The organism is Bacillus cereus group sp. RP37 (assembly GCF_040459695.1).
In the GTDB taxonomy this organism is placed as follows: Bacteria; Bacillota; Bacilli; order Bacillales; family Bacillaceae_G; genus Bacillus_A.
Genome location: NZ_JARVHP010000001.1, coordinates 3,345,638 through 3,370,540, shown reverse-complemented (window position 1 = coordinate 3,370,540; position 24,903 = coordinate 3,345,638). Strand labels below are relative to the sequence as shown.

The following is a 24,903-nucleotide window of genomic DNA, read 5'->3' as shown; positions in this document are numbered from 1 at the left end:
TGATGGCAATACAAACGCATATTAATGTAACGGTAGATTTTAGTAAATGGAATGGAAATACATATGATTTGCGTATTCCGAATCATCAATCTATTAAATATTTATTGAAAAACTTATTAGATACGCTAAAGATTGATAATCATGAAGGTTCACATTTTGTAATGAAAGTGAGAAATAAGTCAATTGTTTTAACAGATAATGATCGTTTAATTGATCATCAAATAACAGACGGAGATATTTTACAAGTTTTATAAAGAATATTTCTTACTTTTAGTTTTTTGAAAATAAGTTATTACTGGTTATAAAGAAAAGGAGAAGAGGATAAACATGACGGAAAAAACAATTCAAATTGATGCAATGAACTATCAATTTCAAATAGAAAAAGAAAATTGGAAATTGGAGATGACAAAATCTCAAACACGTATAAAAGATTTCCGTCAATTCGATATAATTACGGGCGCATCATCTGACTTTGTACCATTAACGATAGAAGAAATGGATGATATGTTTACGTTTCTATTTCAAGTGGACAAAAATTTATATAAGTGGGACGATCTTAGCCGTTTTGGAAGAAATGAGAAATTAAGACTGCTTCGAAATGTTGCGCAATTTCGTAAATATTTAAATAAACGAATTACGTTCTTTTTACATCCAGACAATATAGTTTTTAATGCGAATTTAATGCCAAGTATTATACATAGAGGAATTCGAGATATTGTTCCACCAACCCCGTTGTTAGAAGAGCAATTTTTAACGCAATACAAGTGTCTAATTATTGCTTTATTCTCCGAAAAGCACAATTTTGATGATTTATATGCTGGGTTACTAAAAGATGCAAAAGAAACAACATTTGAACAGACAGTTGCTCAAATGGAAAGTTTAGATGCATTACTGCAGTTTCTTGATGACAGCTTTGAGAAGGAACAAACAAAAACAGAAAAAAATATGCAGTTAGTATCTAAAAAGAGCTATAAATCATTTAAATACTTAGCTTTTTCCTTCATAGCGGCGACAGTTATTTTAGCTGCTCCTTTAATATATTTCACTTTTATAAAATTTCCTTATCAAAATAAGTTAATAGAAGCAAATGCGAGTTTCATAGCAACTGATTATGACAAAGTAATTACGCAATTAAATGAAGAGGAATTTGAATCATTACCGATTGCATCTAAATATGAGTTAGCATTTGCATACATTACGGCTGAAAAACTAGGTGAAGATCAAAAGAAAATGATTATGAAAAATATTAGTTTGAAAAGTGATGAAAAGTATTTGCTGTATTGGATGTATAACGGAAAAGGTAATTTTGATAAATCATTAGATTTAGCTAAGACACTTGATGATCCTCAGCTTATTATATACGGCCTTGTTAAACAAATTGAATCGCTGAAAAATAATCCGGATTTATCAGGAGAAGAGCGTGATCAAAAATTAAAAACATATGAGCAACAATTAGATGAATATGAAAAGAAATATGGCAAATCATCAAACGATAAAGACTCGTCAAGCACAGAGAAGAAAGAGTAAGCAAGGACTTGATGAGACAGTTGAAAAGGAGCAGTGAACACGGATGGAGCAACTATTAGTATTGACTTATGGAGACAAAATATATAAGTGCACATTACATCCAAATGAGCAATCAATAGTGTCGATTGGAAAAGAGTGGACAAATGATATTACGAATCCAAGTTTAGAACAAGAAGTAGAGTTAAAGTGGAATAATGAAGTAAATGCTTGGATGGTACAAAATCAATTAATAGAGTTCAATAAGGAATTTGAGATTGGAAAAACTAAAGATGTGAGCTTGAAAATCTTTATCTCTATTATTGGTACAACTAAAGTGTTTGATATCGGAACGAAACATTCTCTTACATTAAGTCAAAACAGTTATGATGATATTTCTATTACCGGGACAAATGTAGATTTAATGCTATCTCGTGAAACGTTGTACGATTCTTTTAAAGTAAACGTATATGAAGGGGATGTATTTCATAATTATACGAAGCTAAAAGATAGCGCTATGTTAGAAGCAGGAGACGTATTATATTTTGATGGTGCTTTAGTAGAGATAGGCAGTGAAGATATTCAAGTATTGTCTTCAGAAGAGAACGTTAAATCTACGTTACCTATTTTAGTAGAATCCGAAACGAATTATCAAAGTGGTTATCCAGACTATCATCGTTCACCACGTATTATTTACCGTGAACCAGAAGAGAAAATGACAATTGCAAAACCTTCAAGTATGCCGTCAAAACCGACTGAGCATTTGGCGAGAATTATTGCACCTTCTCTTGTCATGATTGTCGTAACAGTATTACTTGCAATCTTTATGAAATATGGGATGTTTATTATTGCATCGATTGCGATGACATTAGTAACGATTATTGTATCTGTCACATCTTATATAAAAAATTTAAAGCAATATAAAATCGACATTGTTGAACGTGATAAAAGTTATAGAGCGTATATCAAACAAAAAACGAAAGATTTACATGCAGAAAGTGAAAAGCAGCGTCATGCATTACAATATCATAATCCAAATGTTGAAGTTATACGTAATATGGCTATGCAAGTAAATCCACGTATATATGAAAAAACAATGCTACATCATGATTTCTTAACATTTAGCGTTGGAACAGGACAAGCTAATACAAGTTTTGAAATCCAATTTAATGAAGAAGAATTTAGTCAAACGAAAGATGAATTAATTGATATAGCACGTGAACTAAGACAGCGTTATCTATCATTGGAAGATGTACCTGTTGTAACAGATTTGATAAATGGACCGGTTGGCTATATTGGACAACGCTCTTTAGTGTTAGAGCAATTACAATTATTAGTTGTACAAACCGCATTATTCCATAGTTATTATGACTTGCAGTTTATTACTATTTTTCCTGAAGAAGAAAAAGAAAAATGGGATTGGATGCGCTGGTTACCTCATGGAAGTGTTCGCGATATAAATGTACGCGGATTTGTATATCATGATCGTAGCCGTGATCAAGTGTTAAATAGTTTGTATCAAATATTAAAAGAACGAAAATTAAAACTAGATGAAAAAAGTTCAACGAATGAAAAAATGTACTTTGCACCGCACTATGTCGTTCTCATTACAGATGAAAAACTAATACTAGACCATGTTGTTATGGAATTCTTTAATGATGATCCGAGTCAATTAGGTGTATCACTTGTATTTGTACAAGATGTTATGCAAAGTTTACCGGAGCATGTGAAAACGGTAATAGACATAAGAGATGCAAAACAAGGGAACATCATCTTAGAACAGGGAGAGCTTGTAAACCGTCAATTTAAATTAAATCACGTACCGAAAGGGTTCAATTTAGAAGATGTTTCACGAGCATTAGCACCGTTAAATCATTTGCAAAACTTAAAAAATAGTATCCCAGAAAGTGTAACATTTTTAGAAATGTACGGTGTTGAGAAAGTAAAAGAACTGAATATCACAAGTCGCTGGGAGAAAAATGCTGCACATAAATCTTTAGCTGTACCACTTGGATTACGTGGTAAAGAAGATATCGTAAACTTAAACTTACACGAAAAAGCACACGGACCACACGGGTTAATAGCAGGTACAACAGGTTCAGGTAAGTCGGAAATTATACAATCGTATATATTATCTCTAGCGGTCAATTTCCATCCTTACGAAGTAGCCTTTCTACTAATTGACTATAAAGGCGGCGGTATGGCGAATTTATTCAAAAACTTACCGCATTTATTAGGAACAATTACGAACTTAGATGGAGCACAAAGTATGAGAGCGCTCGCATCAATTAAAGCTGAATTACAAAAAAGACAACGATTATTTGGAGAAAATGATGTAAACCATATTAATCAGTATCAAAAACTGTATAAAGAAGGCTTAGTAAGTGAACCGATGCCGCATCTATTTTTAATTAGTGATGAATTCGCGGAATTGAAGTCAGAACAGCCAGAATTTATGAAAGAGTTAGTTTCAACAGCGCGTATCGGACGTTCACTCGGAATTCATTTAATATTAGCTACGCAAAAACCGAGCGGTGTTGTAGATGATCAAATTTGGAGTAACTCGAAATTCAAACTAGCATTGAAAGTTCAAAATACGTCAGATAGTAATGAAATTTTAAAAACACCAGATGCTGCTGAAATTACATTGCCAGGACGTGCCTATTTACAAGTTGGGAATAATGAAATTTATGAACTATTCCAATCAGCTTGGAGCGGAGCAGACTATGTAGAAAACAAAGAGGATAAAGAACATTTAGACGCAACAATCTATGCAATAAATGATCTAGGACAATATGAAATATTAAGTGAAGACTTAAGTGGACTTGGTAGTAGTAAAGAAGTAATAAGCGTACCATCTGAACTGGATGCTGTTATTGACTACATTCACGATTACGCAGAAATAAATGAAATTGAAGCGTTAGCTAGACCGTGGTTACCACCACTTCCAGAAAGCGTATATTTACAAGACTTACACGCTATTCAGTTCAAAGAAGCATGGACGAAAGAAAAGAAACCATTAAAAGCAACAGTTGGTCTACTAGATCAGCCTGAATTACAATCACAAACACCATTAACACTAGATATTAGTAAAGATGGACACGTAGCAGTCTTCTCAAGTCCAGGCTACGGAAAATCAACATTCTTACAATCAGTCATTATGGATGTAGCTCGTCAGCATAGTCCGGAGCATTTGCATGTGTATTTATTAGACTTCGGAACGAACGGTTTAATGCCATTAAAATCTTTACCGCATGTGGCAGACATCATTACATTAGACCAAGTTGAAAAATGCGAGAAATTTCTTCGTCGCATAGAAGACTTATTAAAAGATAGAAAGCAATTGCTAAGTAAATATGGAGTTGCGAGTCTTGAAATGTATGAGAGAGCTAGTAAAGAAGTATTACCAACAGTATTAATTACGTTAGATAACTATGATTCTGTTAGAGAAGCTGGATTTGTCGAAGACTTTGAACGCATTATTGCACAAATTGTACGTGAAGGGGCAGCAGTAGGAATTCATTTAATGCTTACGGCTACACGTCAAAATGCATTGAGAGTACAAGTAAATACAAATATTAAACTACAAATTGCTCTATATATGATAGATGAGGCAGAATCTAGAGCTATTGTAGGAAGAACAGAGTTAAAAATTGAAGAATTAGCAGGACGTGGTTTAGTTAAAATTGAAGAACCAACAATCTTCCAAACAGCTTTACCAACTGATGGAGAAGATGTACTTACTCGAATTGAAAACATACAAGCAGAAGGAAAAGAGATGGATTCCTTCTGGGATGGAGAAAGACCGAAAGCGATTCCTATGGTACCTGAAGTTCTGGAATACAAGGAATTCATTGCATGGCCAGAAACAAGAAAAATTATTGAAGCAGGCAAACTAACATTTGGTGTAGAAACAGAAAGCGTTACACCTCTCGAATTAGATTTAACGGAAGCGTCTAATATTGTTGTAGGGGGAATCAAGAAAGATGAAGTTGAAAATGTAGTTCATCAATTCCTTCAACAGTTAGCTGAAAGTGGACACTTTGACTTAGGCTTAATCGATACAAGAACACGTAATTTCTCAAACTATAGAGAGAGCGCTGCTTTATATGTAGCTGAAAAAACAGGAATTGAGAAAACGATTAAACAAGTTACAAATGCTTATAAATCGAGAGAAGCGGCGTTTAAAGAGGAGCAGGAAGCATCAAGTGAAACAGTGAACCCTGCAGAATTTATTAAGAAATTTAAGCCGATTGTAATCGTAATTGCAGATGTAAATGATATTTTAAGTAATTTAGAAGATAGCGATATATATAGTTTAGCGGAATTAATAACAAATGGTGCATTTATGGGCATCCACTTCATAATTGGCTGTGATGTCGATTCAATTGACAGCCGATACGACTTAGTTTCAAAAACAATAAAAACGCAATCTCATGTTATTTTACTTAGAAAATCATCAGGCCAAATGGTCTTCGATGTATCTAATAAAGATTTAAGTAGTACAAAATTAAATCCATTTGAAGGGTATTTTGTTGAAAATCGTTTTGCTACTAGAATTAAAGTGCCAACTATTTAAGGGGGGATTTGCATGGGGATAGAGGAATTAAATAGTCAAAAATCTGGTTTATTAAGTAGTATAAGTCATCAACAAGGGCAATTGGCTGAATTACAAATGAAACTACGAAGGCTAATAACTGCTAAGGGGAAATTTGTAAATAATCTTGAAGCAATTAAACAAAATCAAGAGCAGTTTAAGTCTTTAGAAATAAACGAGAGTAGTTGGAAAGGGCAAAGAGCAACTACTTTTAAAGAAACGTATGAACAACAAGTCATTTCGAATTTAGGGAAGTTTATCGGAGAACTAGGGAGAGTGCAAGAAGACATCGATCAAGCCATACGGCGGCTTGAAAGAGAAATCGCTGCATGTGAGTCTAGTATTCTTTCTTTAAGTAGAAGTGTTTCAATAGTTGACGCTAGTATTCAAGTAGAAGTACAGAAGGCGGGGAAATGATAAATGGGGGAAATTAAATTAAATAAAGGGGTATTTGACGCGAAAGTAAGTGAATTGAAAAGTGGTGCTAGTGATTTAGGTAAGACTAAATTTAATGGTATGCAGTTGAGTCGTACGAATTTGACTAGGCTGATTCAGTATTGTGAAGCAATTGAAAAGTTATCTCAAAAGGTGCAGCAATACGAACAGATATTAGAAAATGACTTAAATAAAATACAACAAACTGGGGAGAAAATAGTCGAAAAAGACGAACAACTTGAGAAGCAATTAAGGATCGGTTCAATTCATCATGCTATGAAAAATTAAAATAGGGTGGGAGAAGCGTGGATAAAAATATAGAGTTACAAGAAGTAAAAGAACTTCAAAATAGATTTCAAGCAAGTGCCACTGAGTTGAATCAACAGTTTGAATCATTATTAGGAAAGATAGCGGATTTTAGTGAGATTAATTCATTTCAAGGTGCTGCTGCTGATGGAATTAAAGGCCATTTATCTAGAGTTCATGGAAGTGTTATTTCAGGGTTTATGGTCGCAGTAGAAAGCTTAAGTATGCAATTTGAAAAAGCAATAGAAGATTTTAATAGTTCTGTTGATAGTGATGCAGGTACGAAAATTTATGGGAGTTATTTAGATAATGTAAAGCAAAAAATTAATGGGTATAGTAACAGTTTTAATCAATCAAATGAATTAGCCCAACAGACTATCAGTTCAATTAGTGATATTGTTCCGATCCATTATCCCTCATCATCAGGAATTTCTGAAGGGGTAGAAAAAAGCCAAAAGGAAATCAGCGATACGTTAGAAAAACTAGAGGCTTACAATAGTCAACAAAATGAACTTCAAAATTTTGATGACATGTTGCGCGGATTAGATGGTGCTATGAGACAAATACAAGAGACTAAAGGGAACTTTTCTAGTGATACAACCGAAAAACTTCTGTCTGAAGGAACCTTTGCATCTATAGTTGGAGTAGCTAAAATGATTGCGGGATATACGGGTAAAGCGAAAAAAGGAGTAGTCGGATTATTTTCTGGTTATTTACGCCTTGTTTACATGAAAAAAAATTTGGGATTTGGTGTTGATTTTGATGTTAATGCTCGAAAAGGAAAAGGAGCATATATATTTAAAACTTTAAACGATGCCGATATCGTAGCGGCTTCCAAACTTTTTGCTACAGATGCAAATGAAGATGCTATTTTTAAATTTATTTTTCAAGATAAATTTAAAGTCAAGTACAACAACGCAACAAAAAATGTAATAAAACAAGCAAAAAAAGATATTTATAAATTGCCTGAATTTAAAGCGGTTGAAGATTTTATGATGACTCGGAATGAAGAAGGGTTTTTAAAAGCATTTAAAAATAGATGGACAGATTCATTTGGGACCGAATTTCAAAAGAGCATTGACGAATTCAATTTTAAGAAATGGCCAGAGACATTTAAAAAACTCAAAGGTACTGGGACGCTCTTCAAAAGTGTGGCAATTATTGGAACGGGGCTGACAGTTGTAGATAATACTATAAAGTCACTAGATGATGGATTTCAGCTACAGGATGTAAGAGATGTTGCATTAGATACAGGTGTGGACTTAGCATATGCAGCGGGAGCAGCAGCAACTGGAGCAGCGATTGGGACTGCTTTGGGGCCACTTGGAACCTTGGCAGGAGGAGCGGTAGGAGCAGTGGCTGGTGTTCTAATCTCAGTAGGCTTAAACACAAAATCTGATAGATTGGGAGGCGAAAGTGTAGTTGGTGGAACGAAGAAATTGGTAAAATGGGCGGTAAATACGAACGATAATTTAAAGTCTGGAAATTATAAAGAATTTATGAAAGAAAATGCAACAGTTATAAAAAAATTGAAGTCAATATTTTGGTGATGAATATAAAATTTGAAAGTAGGATAAGTGAATGTGGAACATAAAAGAAGAAGATTTAGACTTTTTCAAAGTTACAAATAAAAACCGATTAAGTCCTGATGGTGTAATGGCATTTTTAGTTGGAGTCTTTGTATATGCTTCATTACCGATGTTTTTTATTATTTTGGGTTTTTTACAACTTGGTTGGGAGGCTTATCCAAAATCTTTTGAACGAATAATTGTTTCTGTAGAATTAGTATTATATATTCTGCAAATCCTTTTTTTGATTATCTATTCATTTCCGAAATTAAGATTTAAATTACAAAAGTTACAAGCCGTTGTAATTGTTTTTAACTCGTTTCAGGTTGCAACGGTAGGTTATGCGTATGTATTAATTGAAGCAATATTTGGATATTCTTGTGAAAATCTAACGGTATTTTATGTAGGTCTATTATTATTAGGAGCGATAATTACTCATATTGTAATAACAATCCATACTTTTAAAAAAGCAAAATATGGAGGCTATAAGTTGGAAGGGGGGACGGCTTCATTTTTTAATAATACAAAACTATGGATGTTCATTGGGATAGTTATTTATGTAGTTGTCCTTTTGATATTAATCTTTGCAAGTATTCATTTTGCGCTAGGGCCAATGGTGTTCTATTTTTTACAAACAATAATATTATATGTATTCGCAGTTGCATCAGCAGAATTCGTCCTATTGGTGTATTGTCGCTTTAAATTTCCATCATTTAATATTACATGGGAACAACATGAAAAGGAACGTCAAGAATTTATAGCAAATAGAAAAAGAATAAGAGAAAAAGAACAAAAGCGAAACAAAAATTGAAATGAGATTTGTAAATGATAGTCATAAACTGGTTTTTTATGTGTGTGGAAGGATCTATTTGTGAAGAATTAAAACACTGTATAAGGGGTAGAGGTTATGAAAGTTCAGTATAAAGCATTATCGCTTTTAAATTTAATAAGCATCACTCAAATAGTAAAAAAGGATGATTGGTTGTTACCAGCTATCGCACTTAGAAATCAAGTAGTTCATAACGATATATACCCAATAGGACCTGTTCTTTTTACGTATTCACCATTAGAGAATGAACCGGAATATGGTGAATATATGTATTGTGTTCCAGTGAATGGACGGGTAAATATGGAAGAGGGTTCATCGTATGAGTATATTGATGCAATTCTTATTGAAGAAGCACTTTGTGTTAGATTCTCAGATGAAGATGGTGATATTGAAGACGCTTATCGTGTTTTAAATGAATTTGCTGAAAAAAATCATATGAAATTAGATAGTAGCTTTTATCACGTATGCTTAGATGTATATGGTGATATGTGGTTGGATATTTATGCTCCTATTATTGAAGTAGGTGAATTAGTACGATGATAGTTGAGGAACAAAGCATTGCTTTTCAAAATGTTGTATCGAGAGAATATTTTTTTCACTATACTGATATGGAAAAAGTAATAGAAGATTTGTTGGCAGAAATTGCGCAAGCGAATTTAACGGTCAAAGGCCCAATGTTTTATGCATTGAAAAATGTACCATCAGATGGAGATATGTTTATTGAATTATTTATGCCAGTACATGAGAGTAGTATTCCTATATCAGAAACAATGAAGTTTCGAAGTTATTATTATGTTGATAACATGCTAATGAAAAGATACGCAGGAGATTTTGAAAGATTAACAGAGTATGCGTATGCTGAGATGCTTCAGTATATGGAAGATAATGAGCTTGATATGATTTCGCCTATTTATCATATATTTAGCGGTGATGAAGAGCTACAGTATGTTGAAGTGAAAATTGCGGTGGATACACAATAATAATTTAACGTATTTTTAGTTCTGGAAAATGAAAAGTAAAAGCCTAATTGTTGTTTTTAGTGGGAAGAGGGCTACATATGTGGTTATTTTCAAAAGAAAAAACTTTGTACTTTCAACAAGAGTGTGAGGATAAAACTGGGGAATTAATTAATCTGCAAATCTTGGAGAAAGTACCAGTAGATGATTGCATAATAGCTGCTGAAATGATTGATGTATTGTTTATATACTCTGAACTTGCAAGGATTTTATATATGAGCAATAAAGAATTATTCCGAATGGTTGCTATTTTTATTGGTGCATTTGAAATTTTCGTACAAATTTCAAATACAACGAAAGTGATTATTTAATGTATTCCAGTAGATGAAGAAATGGAAGAAAAAGTGTTTTCGGATATGAAAGTAATTGGTTTTAAATATAAGAAAAAATCCACTGATGAAGATATAGAAGAAATAGCAGAGTGGATGCTGGAATATAAAAAGATGTGTAAAAAAATAGCAGAGCACTATGAAACAGCTCAAAAAGAATCATTATTATAATTTAAGAATATCTGAGATTAATAAAACCTTCTCTTTTCATCAAAATGAGAAGGTTTTTATTTTTAATCTACATGATTTAAGTGAATGTGGTTAAAGGTGGGCACTTGGATGTGGAAAATAAAAGAAGAAAATTTAGAAAAGTTTAGGATGATATGTAGAAGGCGTTTAAGTCCAGAAGGTGCTTTAGGTTTTATGATAGGAACAATAGTGTATGTTTCAGTTATGATGTTTTTTCTTATTGGTACTTTAGTAACCTTTGGTTGGGACTACTATACTACTTTATTCGAAAAAACAATTGTTACAATTGAACTTGTGCTATATAGCTTGCAAATAATTTTTTTAATTCTATATTCATTTCCAAAAGCTCGATTTAAATTTCAAAAGTTTCAAACGATTGGCGTGTTATTATATGCATTTCAATTAGGTACGATATTATTCACGGCTTTAATTCTTCCTGGAATGTCTGATTATACAATCGACGGAATTACATTGGTATATGTAGGTTTCTTATTTATAGGAGCAGTGATTGTTCATATTGTGACAACGATTGATACGTTTAAACAGGCAAGTGAAGGTGCATTTAGTATGGATGAAAGATCTGCTTCCTTTTTTAGTAAAACAAAAGAAACTATGATGAAAGTGGCTTCAATATACGCATTAATCCTACTTATTTTGATTTATTTTCATAATGATTATGCGATTGATACTTTGATTGGATATGTAATAGGTACTGTTTTACTGTACACTGTAGCCGTTGGTGCAGCAGAATTCCAGCTATTGGTGTACTGTAGATTCAAATTTAAATCATTTAATATGACTTGGGAAGAAAATGAGAGAATGCGTGGGAGAACTCGAAAACAAAATGAAAAATTCAAAACGAAAAGTAAATAATGGTGAAATAGAATTTAAGTGTATGAGAATTATTTAAACTATATAGAAGGTGAAAAAGCTGAATGTGGAATATAACAGAAGAAGATATGGGTCTTTTTGAAATTGAAAATAGAAATCGATTAAGTCCGGATTATATAAGAATCTTTTATGGGGGAGTTTTTGCATATACTTCTATACCAATGCTCATCATGTTTTTAGGTATTTTGCTGAACGGTGATAAGATTTCTTTAACACCATTTGAAACATTTTTGGTACGATCTGAGGTAAAGTTATACATTTTGGAGTTGATTTTTTTAATAATTTACATGTCTTCAAAGGTTGCTTTTAAATTACAGAAACTCCAAGCCATCGTGACTTTATTTTATTCTTTTCAGTTAGCAACATTACCATTTATCGTTATGATGGTTGAAGGAATGTTTGATTTTCCTAGTAATAATAAAACGTTAGTTTATATTGGTTTAATAATGTTAGGAGCGCTTTGTACTCACATTGTAACTACAATTGATGTTTTTAAAAAGGCAAAACATGGAGGATATAAATCGGAAGGACCAACTGTCTCATTTTTTACTAACGCAAAATTATATTTATCGATTGGAATGACAATTGGTGTAATGGTTCTACTTATATTAATTTTTCTAAATCTTAATTATACATTTAGCCAAATGGCAATTTATGTTGTACAAACAATAATATTATATATATTCGCTGTAGTATCAGCAGAATTCGTCCTATTGGTGTATTGTCGCTTTAAATTTCCATCATTTAATATTACGTGGGAACAACATGAAAAGGAACGCCAAGAATTTATAGCAAATAGAAAAAGAATAAGAGAGAAAGAACAAAAGCGAAACAAAAACTGAAAAGAAAGTTATAAATGATACTCGTAAACTTATATTGAAGATAGAATGAATACATTATTCATAAATTAACTAGTAAAGGGAGGAATGTAATATCTTGAATAAAGATTCTAAAGCTGTAAAAAAAGAAAAAGGTTTATTTGAAAGTGTAATAGCACCTATTATTGTCGGGATTATGTTTATTTTTTTAATTCTATATAAAATAGCAGAGTTTCTGGGGAAGTGGCTCATTATTTTGTCAATACCGGGCTATATTGTTACTATGTTTATTTTTTTATACCAGAAAGAATATGGAGGTGTATTGGTTTGTGGAATAGGCTTAATACTAATGCTATCGTTGTATTTTGTGTTTGTTAAAAAAAGTAAAAAAGGCTAGTTTAATATGAAATACTAAAAACATTTATTTACTTTCAGTTTGTCTACAAAAATAGAGTTATTACATGATTTTAGAAAAGATGGTGTAATTATATGTGGAATATAAAAGAAGAAGATTTAAATGAATTTAAAAGTACTTGCAAGAATCGCTTAAGTCCCGATGGGGCTACAGGATTTATGTTTGGAACGATGTTTTTTATTTCTTTAATAATGTTTTTTCTTATTGGAGGGTTAATAAAGTTTGGTTGGAGTTATTACCCGACTCTCTTTGATAAAATAATTGTTAGCCTTGAGTTAGTGCTTTATAGTCTTCAAGTAATTTTTTTAATTATTTATTTGTTTCCTAAGATGCCATTTAAATTTCAGAAACTACAAACACTCGTGGTACTATTATATGCGTTTCAGCTAGGCACTATAACATTTACAATGTTGATAATTCCAGGAGCGTCAAATTATTCAATTGATCAAGTTACATTAATGTATGTCGGGTTATTATTTTTAGGTGCAGTCATTTTACATATTTTAGCGACTATTGATACTTTTAGACAGGCAAGTAAAGGGGCATTTAATACGGGAGAAGAATCCTCTTCATTTTTTAGTAAAACAAAGAGGACTGCAATTAAGTGTGCTCTAATTTATGTGTTAACTCTGCTCATTTTAATTTATGTGCATAATGATTATACACATAATATTTTAGGATTGTATGCGGGAGGAACTCTAATCATGTACGCGGTAGCCATAGGTGCAGCAGAGTTCCAATTATTAGCCTATTGTAGATTTAAATTCCCTTCATTTTATATTTCGTGGGAGGAACATGAAAGAGAACGTCAGGAATTCTTAAAACGTTATAAAGAGAGGGAGGAAAAGAAAGCGAAAGAAATAAAATAAGTTTTGAATTCTGAAAATTCGAATAGAATATATAAGCAATTAAGGATTGTATATAAATCAATGCTATTAAAAATTAAAGTATCTTCAATATAATCTGTATGAGTAAATAAACACCGGTAAGTAAAGGTGAACTATATTACTATCAAAATGGGAATGTAATGAACCTAAAAATGCCTAGAGAAATCAACGGGGTGTCAGTATGAAGTTAAAGAAGAAATCTAAGATGATGATAGTTCTGTCAATAGTAGCAAGTTTATTAAGTGGATGTAGTTTTGGAGAGACAAAGATAGAGTATGAGAGATTAGTAAAGGCATTGGATGAAGGTGATATGAAGACAGTTATGTCTGCGAGTGACGATGGTTATGCTTATGTGACCCAAAGAGGTATTTATAGTACGTTTGAGCAAAAAGAAGATGGGGAGCACAGTAAAACAATTCGTCAAACTACGGAAGGTGTATATAATACAAAAGATAAAAGTTTATACGGAGAGGCGATACAAACAGTTGCGACTGATATAGAAAAAGACAAGGGAAAAAGGACAAATGAAAATTATAAAAAAGAAACTATTTATAGTACTCATGTTAAGTACGAAAATGGACAGGTGAAAAGTCCGGATTCAAATCTAGATGTTTCATACGTGAACTTAATTGTAGATTGTTTAAATGGGATAGGGAAACTAAAGATGAAGCCCGAAGATGATATAAAAAAGTTTGATCAGCCTAATTCAGTGGGATATCGACTAACTGAATCTGAATTTAAAGATATTATTAATAATAAATTAAAGATACAATACGATGAATTTGATGGAGCAACAATCGTATTGCACCTAGATGCCCCAAAAAATCCAAAACAAATTTTGCAAATGAGGATAGATCTAGACTTTAAAGAAAAGAATGAGGATGGAAGATTAGTAGAAAATATGTTCCAAATAATAACGTATTTTAATAGAAAACAGGATAATAACCAAGATGCGAGGCAGGAATATTTAAAATATAAGGCGCAGTACAACAAAAGAGATGGTTAAGAGTGGCGATGAAAATAAAAAGGTGTGAAATTAGTGACTAATAAAATTGCATCTTTATTTTGGTAATATACTATAGTTCGGGGAAAGGTGGAGTTAACAAATGTGGAACATAAAAGAAGAAGATTTAGATGAATTTAGAATTACATGTAGAAATCGTTTAAGCCCTGAAGGAGCTATGTTGTTTATGTTTGGTGGAATGCTTTATAGTTCGTTATTGATGCTTTTTATTTTTGGAGCATTAATTAGATTTGGCTGGGATTACTATCCGACTCTTTTTGACACAGTAATAGTCAGAATGGAATTGTTGTTATATAGCCTACAAGTAATCTTTTTTATTATATATCTGATCCCTAAGGTACGTTTTAAATTTCAAAAGCTCCAGACATTGGTGATATTATTATATGCGTTTCAGTTAGGTACTATAGGTCTTACGGCATTTGTTCTTCCAGGGATGAGTAATTATTCTATTAATTTTATTACGCTTATTTATGTAGGTTTACTAGTATTAGGAGCAATACTTGTTCATGGTGTAACAACAGTTGATACTTTTAAACAAGCAAGTAAAGGTGCATTTAGTATGGGAGAAAGATCTACTTCATTTTTTAATAAGGCAAAGAAAAATGTAATGTTTGGTGTGGCAATTTATGTACTAATTCTTCTTGTTTTAATTTATATACAAAATAATTACTCATTGAGCATAATGTTTGGTTACTTTATATTTACGTTCATCATGTACGCGGTAGCCATAGGCGCAGCAGAGTTCCAATTATTAGCCTATTGTAGATTTAAATTTCCATCATTTTATATTTCATGGGAGGAACACGAAAGGGAACGTCAGAAAAGACTAAAGCTTTATGAAGAAAAGGAAAAAAAGCAAGCCAAAGAAATAAAATAAAATAAAATAAGTTTTGGTTTCTGAAAATTCGAATAGAATATATAAGCAATAAAGGATTGTATATAAATCGATGCTATTAAAAATTAAAGTATCTTCAATATAATCTGTATGAGTAAATAAATACCAATAAGTAAAGGTGAAATATATTACTATCCAAAAAGGAACATAATGAACTTAAAAATGCCTAGAGAAATCAACGGGGTGTCAGTATGAAGTTAAAGAAGAAAGCTAAGATGATGATAGTTCTGTCAGAAGTAGCAAGTTTATTAAGTGGGATATACCTAAAAGATTATCTGAATTTAGTTGTACAAAGATCTATGTACTTAAAAATATTAAGAATGTAATAGAATTTTAGTGCACGAAAATTATTTAAACTGTATAGAAGGGGAAATGTCAGGGTGTGGAATATAAAAGAAGAAGATTTAGATAAATTTCGAATAACATGTCAAGGACGTTTAAGTCCTGAAGGTGCTACGGGTTTTATGCTTGGAACAATATTTTATATTTCAATATTTATGTTTATTATTTTTGTAGGTGATTTGAATTACTACAACAATTTTTTTGATAGAACAATTGTTAAAACTGAAATTGTGTTATTTAGTATTCAAATTATATTTTTAATTATATATCTATTTCCGAAAGCATGTTTTACATTTCAAAAGTTACAAACGCTAATCGTATTACTATATGCGTTTCAACTTGGAACGATATTATTTGTAGTTTCGATTGTTTCTGAAATGGCTGATAATTCAATTGGTAGGATGTATACCGGGCTACTAGTTGTAGGAGCAGTTATTATCCATATTGCAGCAACGCTAGATACATTTAAACAAGCAAGTGAAGGTGCATTTAGTAGTGATGAAAGATCCACCTCGTTTTTTAGTAAGACAAAAGGAGCTGTGATAAAGGGGGCTATAATATATATATTAATACTACTTCTTCTGATGTATTTTCAAAATGATTATTCAATTGATTTTTTTGTTATGTATGGAGTAGGAACTGTTTTAATGTATGCGGTTGCAATCGGAGCGGCAGAATTCCAATTATTGGCGTACTGTAGATTTAAATTCAAGTCATTTAATATGTCATGGGAAGAGAATGAGAGAATGCGTGGGAGAATTCGAAAGCGAAATACAAAATCCAAATCGAAAAGTAAATAAGAGGGAAATAGAATTGAAGTGAATGAAAATTATTTAAACTGTATAGAAGGTGAAGAGCCAGGATGTGGGATATAAAAGAAGAAGATTTATATAAGTTTAGGATGACATGTAATGATCGTTTAAGTCCTGAGGGTGCTATGGTTTTCTTTATTGGAGGGATAGTTTATACTTCAGTATTTATGTTTTTTATTTTTATGGGGGGATTGGATTATTATCATACTTATTTTGATAAAACAATTGTTAAAGCTGAAATTGTTTTATATAGCTTACAATTCATCTTTTTAATTCTATATTCATTTCCAAAAGCACGTTATACATTTCAAAAGTTACAAACGCTCGTTGTATTATTATATGCATTTCAATTAGGTACAATAACATTTACAGCGTTAGTTCTTCCTGGAATATCTGATTATTCAATTGATCGAATGACTTTAATTTGTGTAGGGTTATTATTTATAGGAGCAGTTATCGTTCATATTGTGACAACAATTGATACATTTAAACAAGCGAGTGAAGGTGCGTTTAGTAAGGATGAAAGATCCATCTCATTTTTTAGTAAAAGAAAAGGAGATGTGATGAAGTGGGCTACAATATATGCGCTAATCCTGTTTATTTTGATATATTTTCATAATGGTTATGGAATTGATGTTTTAGTTCTTTATGCGGTAGGTATTGTTTTACTGTATACAGTAGCCATTGGAGCGGCAGAATTTCAACTATTGGTGTACTGTAGATTTAAATTCAAGTCATTTAATATGTCATGGGAAGAGAATGAGAGAATGCGTGGGAGAATTCGAAAGCGAAATACAAAATCCAAATCGAAAAGTAAATAATATATTAATATAATTTTAGTGTTCGAAAAATAATTGAAACGTATAGAAGGTGAAGAGCCAAGATGTGGAATATAGAAGAGGAAGATTTAGATAAGTTTAGGATGACATGTAATGATCGTTTAAGTCCTGAGGGTGCTACAGGATTTATGTTTGGAGGAATACTTTATAGTTCAATAGCCGTTTTTTCTATTATTGTATCAGGTGATTGGGATTACTGTATGGTTCTCCTTAATATAGGAATTGTTAAGCTGGAAGTGTTGTTATATGCTCTGCAAGTAATTTTTTTCATTCTATATTTATTTCCAAAAGCTCAATTTAAATTTCAAAAGCTACAAACAATTGTTGTATTATTAAATGCATTTCAAATGGCAATAATATTACTCGTAGTTTTGATTGGTACTAAAATGGCTAATAATTCAATTGATCAGATTACATTACTGTATGCAGGATTATTATTTTTAGGAGCAGTAATTTTTCATATTTTGACAACAATTGATACGTTTAAACAGGCAAGTGAAGGTGCATTTAGTATGGATGAAAGATCCGCTTCCTTTTTTAGTAAAGCAAAAGGAAAGATGATGAAGTGGGCTACATTATACGCAGTAACTATTCTTATTTTGCTATATTTTCATAACGATTATGGATTTGATACTTTAGGTATGTATGTAGTAGGGACCTTTTTAATGTATACGATAGCCATAGGTGCAGCTGAATTTCAGTTATTAGCGTATTGCAGATTTAAATTTCCGTCATTTAATAAAACGTGGGAGCAACATAAAAGAGAAACTCCAAGATATCAAAAGAAAAATAAAAAAAGTAAATCGAAACGTAAGGCATAAAGGGAAATGGCAGAATAAATTTAAATGTCCGCCATTTAATATAACGTGGGAAGAGAATGAGAGAATGCGTGGGAGATTTTGAAGGCAAAATACAAAATCCCAATCGAAAAGTAAATAAGAGTGAAATAGAATTGAAGTGAATGAAAATTATTTAAACTGTATAGAGGGTGAAGAGTCAGGATGTGGAATATAAAAGAAAAAGATTTAGATAAGTTTCGGATGATATGTAATGATCGTTTAAGTCCAGAAGGTGCTACAGGATTTATGTTTGGAGGAATACTATTTAGTTCAATAACTATTTTTTCTATTGTTTTATCAGCTGGGTGGGATTACTGTATGCTTCTCTTTAATATAGGAATTGTTAAGTTAGAAGTGTTATTGTACAGCCTACAAATAATTCTTTTCATTATTTATTCATTTCCGAAAGCTCAATTTAAATTACAAAAACTACAAACCCTTGTCGTATTATTATATGCATTCCAAATAGCAACAATAGCTCCTACTGCGTTGACTGTTACTAAAATGGCTAATAATTCAATTGATTGGATTACAATAATGTATGCGGGTTTATTGCTTTTAGGAGCAGTGATTTTTCATATCGTGACAACAATTGATACGTTTAAACAAGCGAGTGAAGGTGCGTTTAGTATGGATGAGAGGTCTGCTTCTTTCTTTAGTAAAACAAAAGGAAAGATGATGAAGTGGGCTACACTATACGCAGTAACTATTCTTATTTTGATATATTTTCATAACGATTATGGATTTGATGATTTATTTATGTATGTAGTAGGGACCTTTTTAATGTATACGATAGCAATCGGAGCAGCTGAATTTCAGCTATTAGCATATTGCAGGTTTAAATTTCCGTCATTTAATATTTCATGGGAGCAACATAAAAGAGAGACTCCAAGATATCGAAAGAAAAATAAAAAAGGTAAATCGAAACGTAAGGCATAAAGAAAGTGTGTATTGTAAGTTTTGATGGTGAAAAAGTGATAATTTATAGGAGAGTATTTGAACTACAAAAAGAAAATTTACTTATGTAAGGTGATTAAAGTGATTAGAAGATAATCTGATCGAAAATATAGAGAGTGTAGTGTGATGATGAAATGAACACAAAAAAGGTTTCTAAAATGATTACTATCATAATAACAATCAGCCTACTACAAGCATGTAGTTTTTTTGAAGAAAAGATAGAGTATGAGCCATTTGTTAAGGCATTGGATGAAGGTGACATGAAAAAGGTTATGTCTGCGAGTGATGATGGGTATGCTTTTGTGGAACAAAGAGGTATATATAGTACATATGAACAAAAGGAAGATGGAGAACACAGTAAAACAATCTATCAAACTTCGGAAGGCATATATAATACGAAAGATAAAAGTTTATATGGAAATACAACACAAGAAATTACCTCGGAAGTAGATAATAAAAATTATAAAGAAGAAGTTAATTATAGTACCAATATTATGTATCAAAATGGACAGGTACAAAGTCCGGATTCAAACCTGGATGTTTCATACGTGAACTTAATTGTAGATCGTTTAAAAGGGATAGGGAAACTAAAGATGAAGCCCGGGGATGATATAAAAAAGTTTGATCAGCCTAGTACTGTTGGATACAAACTAACTGAATTAGAGTTTCAGAGTATCATAAATGATAAGTTGAAAATACAATTTGATGAATATGGTGGTGGATCAATCGCATTGCATATTGATTCTAAAAATGGTTCAAAGCAGATATTGGAAGTAAGTATTGTAGTGAATTATAAGAAGAGAAATGATGAGGGCAAGTTAGTAAAATATATATCACAAATACATACATCTTTTGATAGTCACCAAGGTAATAATCAGGATGCGAGACAGGAATATATTGATTTTAAAGCACAGTATAATAAGAAGCAGTAATATTAAGAAGGGCATTTGCACGTAAAGATAATAGCGACATAAGTGTGATAAATGTTTCATAAATATTTCTATTTGTAGTGGAAAGAATTTGAGGATAAACGCCCCAATTGTTGGAGGAAATGCAACAATTGGGGCGTTTATCTGTCTAAATTTAGTTTGAATGCATAACATTTTTTAGTTAGAGTCCTCACTCCTCAAGTAGTTTCTTCATAATAACGGTGTGAAGTTTTTGTGTAATCGGCTTTTATTGCAAAGTTACAACTATTTCCGCTTATAGAGTACCTCTTATTATCGATACATCGTCCACATCCCAATGTCTTTAAACCCTAGACGTTTATAAATTCGTCCAGCAGCTGGATTGTTATAAAATAAACAAAGTGTTCGGCTTTCTTTCGTAAAGTCTTGAATCATTTTTTGTAATATGAGTGAAGCATATCCATTTCCGCGGTAGTTCGGATGCGTACATACGCCAACCACCATTGCGGATAATGAATTTTCAGCGGAAGTTGAGGCGGATGCGATGATTGCACCGTCTTTTTCAATATAATATGTACGTCCTGTATTGGTTTCGATAGCTTGCCTTAAAATTTTTTCTGATTCATGAGCAGTCGGGAATTCATCGATGCTACTTCTTAATTGCATAATTCGCTCTACATCATCTAGTGTGGCAAGTTTAATTGTTTCTTGGGCAGGCGTACTAGGTAAGTGGTCGGCATCTAGACATTCGCAAAAATACATTTCATTTTTGGAGCCTAATTGTAGACTTGGAGCAGTTTCAAACCTTTCTACAATAGTTGACTTACCAGAGAGTTTAAGCGGCTTATATGCGGAAAGAAGTGTCTCATAATCAGTGGTAACAAGTTCTTCTTTACTATAGGGTATAAATGAATCGTGGAATCGGAGTAGAATTGATTTTAATGTTCCATTCTCTTTAAATACGCCCCATAATTCTTGAAAATCTGTGTCATAACCGAAAGCTTCAATATCTCCAATAATAAACAAGTTAAGGGCTGCTTCTTCTTTTAGGTAAGCGAATACTTGTTCATGATCTTTCTTTGTTAATTTTCGCATCATAACGAATCGACCTCTTTTTTTATTTTTCTAAATATTACAACTTAAGTTTTTTGAAATCAATATAAAATTTTATGTTTAGTTCACCAACTTTCGGAAAAACTAGGAAAGATATGACAAAGGAGGTTATGAACGGTGGATCATCCAATTCAAGGGTTAATGAAAGCGGCAATGGAAAATTTAAAAGAAATGGTCGATGTAAATACGATTGTTGGAGAGCCTGTTCAAACGGCTGACGGTGGTGTGGTGTTAACGGTTTCTAAAGTAGCGTTCGGGTTTGGAGCAGGAGGTTCTGATTTCCAAACGAATGATGGACAAAGAACGAACGGTAACCCTGCATTTGGTGGCGGTAGCGCGGGTGGTGTTTCTATTACACCAGTAGCATTTCTTGTGGTGAATAAAGATGGAGTAAATATTCTGCATCTACAAAATGCGACACATTTAGCGGAAAAAATGATTGAATTAGCTCCACAAACAATTGATAAAATTCAATCGATGTTCCAAAAAGATGATAAGAAAGAGGGAGATCATCATCCTCAAAACCCAGATGATATCCTTTAAAAACGCCTGCTTACGAGCAGGCGTTTTTTCTTGTAATCACTATGTAATAAAACACATGAAATTGTAAATAGTTTTTGAATTTTTTTCTATGTTTCTAAAATTTTTCATGTTAAAATATGCTATAGAATTGAAACATATAAAACGAAGGTGGCTAGGTGCTTTGTCTGGAGGATCTGACCAAGTAAAGAATATGATATATATTAATGGTAATCGTCGGGGTCATTGTTTTATTACATCAGGAATTACATTTAAAGAGTTTGCAAGTAACATCCCTTCACCGCTTCATCAAGTGTTGCTTTTGAAGCATAACTTTGAATGGACAGATTTTCATTATCATACTTTATTTGAATATGTTGAGGAAGAAAATATACATAAGCTAATTCAAGCAGAGATTGATGAATTTGATGAATTTTGTTGGGTAGATTTTGATGATGCAAGCGATTTAGATGAATTAGAGCCAAAAGAAATTGCAGAGCTTTTATATTTGGCTCACAAAAAAGAACCACTTGCAAGAACATTCTTTCCGTTGTTGAAAAATAGATTTGTTTATTTTTCACATGATGACGGGTGGTACAACAAAGTGTATTATCGTAGAATTGCTGACTTTGTAGGAATGTTAAGTAAAGTCATTCCTTATAAACTCGGTGCTTTCGGTAAGAAACGTTTTTCTTTCTTCCAAAAATCGAAAATTTTCCCAGCAATTTCGAAAGAAGTGATCATGGGACTTCTTCCATTAATGGAAGATGGTCTTTATATTGATCTAGCAGGGAAAATTGAGTCAAGAAGAGGTCTTGAAATTCCGGTATATGTAGTTGGTTCGTATGAAAGTACGGATGAGGTGCTAGATAATATCGATGAATTAAAAGAAGAAGCAACAGAGACTGGTTGGCTCATTTTTGATAAGAAAGAACAAGAATGGCAATGGGTTGTGGACTAAGAAAACTTGGCGCATGAAGTCAAGTTTTCTTGTCATTTGAAAGGAGTACAAATGAAGAAATATTATACAATTGTGGGTGTTATAAGTATTATTCTCGTGGCGATTTTACTTATTACTTGTCCGAAAGAATCAGATTTTAAAGTGTATGTAGAGGATAAGTATGCATTGAAATGTAATGAGAGTAGTTTTGAATGCACACAAAATGTAGACGATAAAAAAGAAAAACTACAATTTGAAAGTACAGATGCACGAAATGGTGTGTTTTTTATGACTGTAAAGCAAACATATAAAACAGAAGCTGGTGTTACGAAAGAATATAGCGGAGTAGGAATGTTTGGTACATTTCTTTTTGTTTCAGAAAAGACTTTCTAGTAATAGAAGGTCTTTTTTTTATGCTTATGTTCATATAGATGAAGTAAGACAAGCATAGGAGGGGTAGTGATGAAAAATACATGTATCGTTTGCGGTGGTGAGGAGTTCTTTTCCTCAACTTTATATGCACGTACGAAACAAGATTGGGCATATGCACCAAATATGTATCGATTTGAAAAGGTGTTTATTGAGCATCGGGATGAAGAGAATTATCCGGTGTTTCAAGAAATTACAGCGAAACATTGTTGTGGATGCGGTCATATCATGTTGTATCACGAATGAACACACCAAGTATAACTTGGTGTGTTTTTTTAAAACGCTGACAAAGCAAGCGGATAAAGTAAAGTAAATAAAACAGAAAAACTACCAAAACCAATTGCTGTATATCCAAGTGTTCTTGCTCCGAAATTGACAGCTAATAAGCCGACTAAAATCGCAAGAGAGCCGAGTGTAACCGGATAAAATGCAATTGAGAAAAGCGAAAGAAATAAAGCGACATAGCCTACCATTGCACCGGTATTTGTACCTTCTATTTCATTTGCAATTTCTTTACGCTTATGTCTAATTGGTATGCCAGCTGGTGATATTTCAGCTGCATACTCTTCGTTTTTTTCACCACTTTTAAAATGATGATTTCTCTTTCTTCGCATGTACATCCCTCTCTTTCAATTGGGTGTACCTATAGTATCTTTCATAAAGAGAAGAACATGTGTATGAGTTAAACCCAAGTAAAGCAAAAATTGGAGAATAAAGATTCCATCATTAGCATGTACATCTCCTAATGAAGATAAACAGGAATTTTGGAAAATGATGTAGAATGAAATGAATGATAATAACTGAAGGTAGGGGAATGTATGACGAAGTTTAATTGGCATGAATCGGCAGAGAAAAAATGGGATAATAATGCAGATTTTTGGAATCAAAATAGTCAAGAAATGTGGGATAGTGGGAGCAGGAGTACAATCATTCCATTTTTTGAGCAGTACGTGGAAAAGGAAGTACAAGTGTTAGATGTTGGCTGTGGTGATGGGTATGGTACATATAAATTAAGTCTTACTGGGTACAAAGCGGTTGGGGTGGACTTATCGGAAGTTATGATTCAAAAGGGTAAAGAACGCGGAGAAGGCCCAAACTTATCTTTTATAAAAGGTGATCTTTCTTCATTACCATTTGAAAATGAGAAATTTGAAGCAATTATGGCAATTAATTCTTTAGAATGGACCGAGGAGCCATTGCGAGCATTAAATGAAATAAAGCGTGTTTTAAAGAAAGATGGATACGCATGTATTGCAATTTTAGGACCGACAGCAAAGCCTCGAGAGAACAGTTATCCTCGTTTATATGGCAAAGACGTTGTTTGTAATACGATGATGCCTTGGGAATTTGAGCAGCTAGCGAAAGAACAAGGTTTTGAAGTTGTGGATGGTATCGGTGTATATAAGCGTGGAGTAAATGAGAAGATGTTAGGTCAACTACCTACAGAGTTACAACAATCGTTAACATTCTTATGGGTATTTATGTTAAAAAACGTATAAAGAA

At 32.5% G+C, this 24,903-nt stretch carries 29 protein-coding genes; 27 read left to right on the top strand and 2 right to left on the bottom strand.

The annotated features are described in order from the left end of the window. The first annotated feature begins 2 nt into the window (after window positions 1–2). The 22 genes from QCI44_RS17845 (at window position 3) to QCI44_RS17740 (ending at window position 20,423) form a co-directional block, all read left to right on the top strand. Window positions 3–254: an EsaB/YukD family protein gene (locus tag QCI44_RS17845; protein ID WP_001007573.1), complete on the top strand. Its 252-nt coding sequence runs from the start codon at window positions 3–5 to the stop codon at window positions 252–254. Between the two features lie 73 nt (window positions 255–327). Continuing rightward, window positions 328–1,527 carry a type VII secretion protein EssB gene (essB, locus tag QCI44_RS17840; protein ID WP_098646179.1) on the top strand — a complete coding sequence of 400 codons (1,200 nt, stop codon included), beginning with the start codon at window positions 328–330 and terminating at the stop codon, window positions 1,525–1,527. A gap of 43 nt (window positions 1,528–1,570) precedes the next feature. Further along, window positions 1,571–6,082, top strand: coding sequence for a type VII secretion protein EssC (essC, locus tag QCI44_RS17835; RefSeq protein ID WP_353811367.1), 4,512 nt, complete (start codon window positions 1,571–1,573; stop codon window positions 6,080–6,082). A gap of 12 nt (window positions 6,083–6,094) precedes the next feature. Further along, window positions 6,095–6,517 (top strand): YwqH-like family protein, encoded by a 423-nt coding sequence (locus QCI44_RS17830; RefSeq protein ID WP_098486390.1) that lies wholly within the window; start codon window positions 6,095–6,097, stop codon window positions 6,515–6,517. Window positions 6,518–6,520: 3 nt separating this feature from the next. Continuing rightward, on the top strand, window positions 6,521–6,823 hold the full coding sequence (locus QCI44_RS17825) for a TIGR04197 family type VII secretion effector (RefSeq protein WP_098131849.1): 303 nt from the start codon (window positions 6,521–6,523) through the stop codon (window positions 6,821–6,823). 17 nt (window positions 6,824–6,840) lie between these two features. After that, window positions 6,841–8,391 carry a T7SS effector LXG polymorphic toxin gene (locus QCI44_RS17820; RefSeq protein ID WP_098486389.1) on the top strand — a complete coding sequence of 517 codons (1,551 nt, stop codon included), beginning with the start codon at window positions 6,841–6,843 and terminating at the stop codon, window positions 8,389–8,391. Between the two features lie 31 nt (window positions 8,392–8,422). Then, on the top strand, window positions 8,423–9,220 hold the full coding sequence (locus QCI44_RS17815; protein ID WP_098486388.1) for a hypothetical protein: 798 nt from the start codon (window positions 8,423–8,425) through the stop codon (window positions 9,218–9,220). Between the two features lie 96 nt (window positions 9,221–9,316). After that, window positions 9,317–9,778: a DUF5085 family protein gene (locus QCI44_RS17810; protein ID WP_098646181.1), complete on the top strand. Its 462-nt coding sequence runs from the start codon at window positions 9,317–9,319 to the stop codon at window positions 9,776–9,778. Next, the gene (locus QCI44_RS17805; RefSeq protein ID WP_002200722.1) at window positions 9,775–10,218 is read left to right on the top strand and encodes a DUF5085 family protein; all 444 of its coding nucleotides are present in this window, start codon (window positions 9,775–9,777) and stop codon (window positions 10,216–10,218) included. The genes QCI44_RS17810 and QCI44_RS17805 overlap by 4 nt, the downstream gene beginning before the upstream one ends. Window positions 10,219–10,295: 77 nt before the next feature. Further along, window positions 10,296–10,565 (top strand): hypothetical protein, encoded by a 270-nt coding sequence (locus QCI44_RS17800; protein WP_002200721.1) that lies wholly within the window; start codon window positions 10,296–10,298, stop codon window positions 10,563–10,565. A gap of 21 nt (window positions 10,566–10,586) precedes the next feature. Then, window positions 10,587–10,754 carry a hypothetical protein gene (locus QCI44_RS17795; protein WP_154214434.1) on the top strand — a complete coding sequence of 56 codons (168 nt, stop codon included), beginning with the start codon at window positions 10,587–10,589 and terminating at the stop codon, window positions 10,752–10,754. Window positions 10,755–10,862: 108 nt separating this feature from the next. Beyond that, complete coding sequence (locus QCI44_RS17790) at window positions 10,863–11,645, top strand: polysaccharide biosynthesis protein (RefSeq protein WP_353811366.1); 783 nt, start codon at window positions 10,863–10,865, stop codon at window positions 11,643–11,645. A 62-nt stretch (window positions 11,646–11,707) separates the two neighbouring features. Then, entirely contained in the window at window positions 11,708–12,505 is a 798-nt protein-coding gene (locus QCI44_RS17785; protein ID WP_353811365.1) for a hypothetical protein, read from the top strand. A 94-nt stretch (window positions 12,506–12,599) separates the two neighbouring features. Next, window positions 12,600–12,878, top strand: coding sequence for a hypothetical protein (locus QCI44_RS17780; RefSeq protein ID WP_048566521.1), 279 nt, complete (start codon window positions 12,600–12,602; stop codon window positions 12,876–12,878). 92 nt (window positions 12,879–12,970) lie between these two features. Then, window positions 12,971–13,765, top strand: a complete 795-nt coding sequence (locus QCI44_RS17775) for a hypothetical protein (protein ID WP_353811364.1) — start codon at window positions 12,971–12,973, stop codon at window positions 13,763–13,765. A gap of 199 nt (window positions 13,766–13,964) precedes the next feature. Beyond that, window positions 13,965–14,789 carry a DUF3952 domain-containing protein gene (locus tag QCI44_RS17770; RefSeq protein ID WP_353811363.1) on the top strand — a complete coding sequence of 275 codons (825 nt, stop codon included), beginning with the start codon at window positions 13,965–13,967 and terminating at the stop codon, window positions 14,787–14,789. 100 nt (window positions 14,790–14,889) lie between these two features. Next, window positions 14,890–15,684, top strand: a complete 795-nt coding sequence (locus QCI44_RS17765) for a hypothetical protein (protein WP_353811362.1) — start codon at window positions 14,890–14,892, stop codon at window positions 15,682–15,684. Window positions 15,685–16,082: 398 nt separating this feature from the next. Beyond that, the gene (locus QCI44_RS17760; RefSeq protein WP_003193378.1) at window positions 16,083–16,844 is read left to right on the top strand and encodes a hypothetical protein; all 762 of its coding nucleotides are present in this window, start codon (window positions 16,083–16,085) and stop codon (window positions 16,842–16,844) included. A gap of 62 nt (window positions 16,845–16,906) precedes the next feature. Next, window positions 16,907–17,677 (top strand): hypothetical protein, encoded by a 771-nt coding sequence (locus QCI44_RS17755; RefSeq protein WP_353811361.1) that lies wholly within the window; start codon window positions 16,907–16,909, stop codon window positions 17,675–17,677. A gap of 62 nt (window positions 17,678–17,739) precedes the next feature. After that, on the top strand, window positions 17,740–18,516 hold the full coding sequence (locus QCI44_RS17750; protein WP_016088153.1) for a hypothetical protein: 777 nt from the start codon (window positions 17,740–17,742) through the stop codon (window positions 18,514–18,516). A 180-nt stretch (window positions 18,517–18,696) separates the two neighbouring features. Next, window positions 18,697–19,473, top strand: coding sequence for a hypothetical protein (locus QCI44_RS17745; RefSeq protein ID WP_098986467.1), 777 nt, complete (start codon window positions 18,697–18,699; stop codon window positions 19,471–19,473). Between the two features lie 176 nt (window positions 19,474–19,649). Next, window positions 19,650–20,423 (top strand): DUF3952 domain-containing protein, encoded by a 774-nt coding sequence (locus QCI44_RS17740; RefSeq protein WP_016088151.1) that lies wholly within the window; start codon window positions 19,650–19,652, stop codon window positions 20,421–20,423. A gap of 288 nt (window positions 20,424–20,711) precedes the next feature. Here QCI44_RS17740 and QCI44_RS17735 read toward each other — a convergent pair whose 3' ends face one another. Next, window positions 20,712–21,497: a GNAT family N-acetyltransferase gene (locus QCI44_RS17735; protein WP_353811359.1), complete on the bottom strand. Its 786-nt coding sequence runs from the start codon at window positions 21,495–21,497 to the stop codon at window positions 20,712–20,714. A 132-nt stretch (window positions 21,498–21,629) separates the two neighbouring features. Here QCI44_RS17735 and ytfJ point away from each other — a divergent pair, with 132 nt between their 5' ends. From ytfJ to QCI44_RS17715, 4 genes are all read left to right on the top strand, one after another. Next, a complete protein-coding gene (gene ytfJ / locus QCI44_RS17730; protein WP_016088149.1) occupies window positions 21,630–22,055 on the top strand; it encodes a GerW family sporulation protein in 426 nt (141 codons plus the stop codon). Window positions 22,056–22,215: 160 nt separating this feature from the next. Next, a complete protein-coding gene (locus QCI44_RS17725) occupies window positions 22,216–22,992 on the top strand; it encodes an oxalate:formate antiporter (protein WP_000014091.1) in 777 nt (258 codons plus the stop codon). A 51-nt stretch (window positions 22,993–23,043) separates the two neighbouring features. Continuing rightward, a complete protein-coding gene (locus QCI44_RS17720; RefSeq protein WP_016088148.1) occupies window positions 23,044–23,364 on the top strand; it encodes a hypothetical protein in 321 nt (106 codons plus the stop codon). Window positions 23,365–23,433: 69 nt separating this feature from the next. Continuing rightward, window positions 23,434–23,646, top strand: coding sequence for a hypothetical protein (locus QCI44_RS17715; protein ID WP_000798747.1), 213 nt, complete (start codon window positions 23,434–23,436; stop codon window positions 23,644–23,646). Between the two features lie 29 nt (window positions 23,647–23,675). On the opposite strand, the gene QCI44_RS17710 is transcribed toward QCI44_RS17715, so the two are convergent. Further along, window positions 23,676–24,014 carry a hypothetical protein gene (locus QCI44_RS17710; protein WP_001253201.1) on the bottom strand — a complete coding sequence of 113 codons (339 nt, stop codon included), beginning with the start codon at window positions 24,012–24,014 and terminating at the stop codon, window positions 23,676–23,678. A gap of 204 nt (window positions 24,015–24,218) precedes the next feature. Between QCI44_RS17710 and QCI44_RS17705 the strand changes: the two genes are divergently transcribed. Next, window positions 24,219–24,899, top strand: coding sequence for a class I SAM-dependent methyltransferase (locus QCI44_RS17705; protein ID WP_016088147.1), 681 nt, complete (start codon window positions 24,219–24,221; stop codon window positions 24,897–24,899). Window positions 24,900–24,903 lie beyond the last annotated feature (4 nt).